We start from the raw sequence: 1,412 nt of genomic DNA, 5'->3' as shown, positions 1-1,412 counted from the left end.
TAATGCCGTTCACTTAAGAGTGAACGGCATTTTTGTTCTTAGCATACCGTTGTGGTCTGGGTTTAACTCTTCTAGGGAATGTCCTTTCCCTTCGCCCTTCAAGTATTAAGCTTTCAGCCATGTTGTGGAACCCCTTTAGCTGACGAGGTATTGCGCCTGGTGTTGAATAAGGTAAGCCTACAAGTAACGCTGATACATGAGCTAACGTGCCGTTAAAACTCAGTTGATAAGGAAGGTAATTTCCCTTTAAATTGAAGCAGAGCTCGACCATCTGATATCGGATTAAATTGTAAGTAAGCAAGATGCCCCATAACTCCTGCTTGACCAGCTCTGGTAAACGACTTCGCAGCGTAAGACGGTTTCCAAGCATGTATTGTTTTTGCTCTCGGTAGCCCAGCTCTATTTCCCAACGATGCTCATAAAGGCCTGCAATATCTTTTGATGGGTAACGCAGGGAGTCCGTCATGGAGGTTAATACTTGGTAGTCTTTTCCTTTAATTTTACGAGTGACAAGTCGAGCGGTTATCGACTTTGGTAAATCAGGCCATAGCTTTCTAGCTCTTGGATTACTGTGTAATTGAACAAGTTTGTCATTTCGCCCTAAAGATTGAACAATGTCATATTGTGTATTTTTCTTGAGGGGGATAAGCCAATGGCGCTCTGAGCCAGAGTCTTGCCATTTATGTAATAAACCTAAAGAATAGAACCCCTTATCGAACATTGTTACGCTATGGTTTGGTGTTGTTTCTATCAGTTTTTCAGCTAATATCATTTCGTTTGTATTGTAATTATCAAATGCACTGGCCGTAATAATGTGACTGCTTAGTTCCATTTGGCAGACCATTCTCACTTGCGGATATTGCGTCCCTTTTTGTCGAGAAAATGCCTTTTCATTTTGCGGGTTATCGGGCGTTCGCCAAACAACGCCATCGACGCCAAGCAGCGTTAATCCATTCCATTGGGGTAACTTTGCACTGTTTAACCATGACGTAGTCATTCGCTCAAAGACCGCTTTAATTGCGTCTTCACCCAACGTCTTTCGACGTTGAGTTAACGCACTCGGTGCGACAAAAGCTTTACCTGTACGGTCGACAATATCAAGTTGGTTCACTAAATCTTTCATGGATTTACTGTTATAGATAGCCATTCCAACAAGCAGCCACACCATGGATTCTAAAGTTAATTTCCTCTTTCTCATCGTGACAGTATCAGTAAGAGAATAGGCTTCGTCGATGAGTTCAATTGGAAGCAAGTCAGACAAAGTCTCAACGCTGCTAGGTTTCCAATCATTAATTATGTTTAGAGCTTGAGAAACATCCATAAAAAAATCCAAGTGCATTAAATACACTTGGATTTTGACAGCTCTGAAGGATCCTTCAACCGATCGCTTTGGCTTTAACTGATCGGCATTA

At 41.9% G+C, this 1,412-nt stretch carries 1 protein-coding gene; it reads right to left on the bottom strand.

Annotation, left to right across the window (positions count from 1 at the left end):
- Positions 1 to 13: 13 nt before the first annotated feature.
- Positions 14 to 1,321, bottom strand: a complete 1,308-nt coding sequence (locus AB6E78_RS22880) for an IS4 family transposase (protein WP_029235596.1) — start codon at positions 1,319 to 1,321, stop codon at positions 14 to 16.
- Positions 1,322 to 1,412 lie beyond the last annotated feature (91 nt).

Source organism: Vibrio sp. 10N.247.310.98 (assembly GCF_041467395.1).
In the GTDB taxonomy this organism is placed as follows: domain Bacteria; phylum Pseudomonadota; class Gammaproteobacteria; order Enterobacterales; family Vibrionaceae; genus Vibrio; species Vibrio crassostreae_C.
This window is presented reverse-complemented; position numbering and strand designations above follow the sequence as displayed.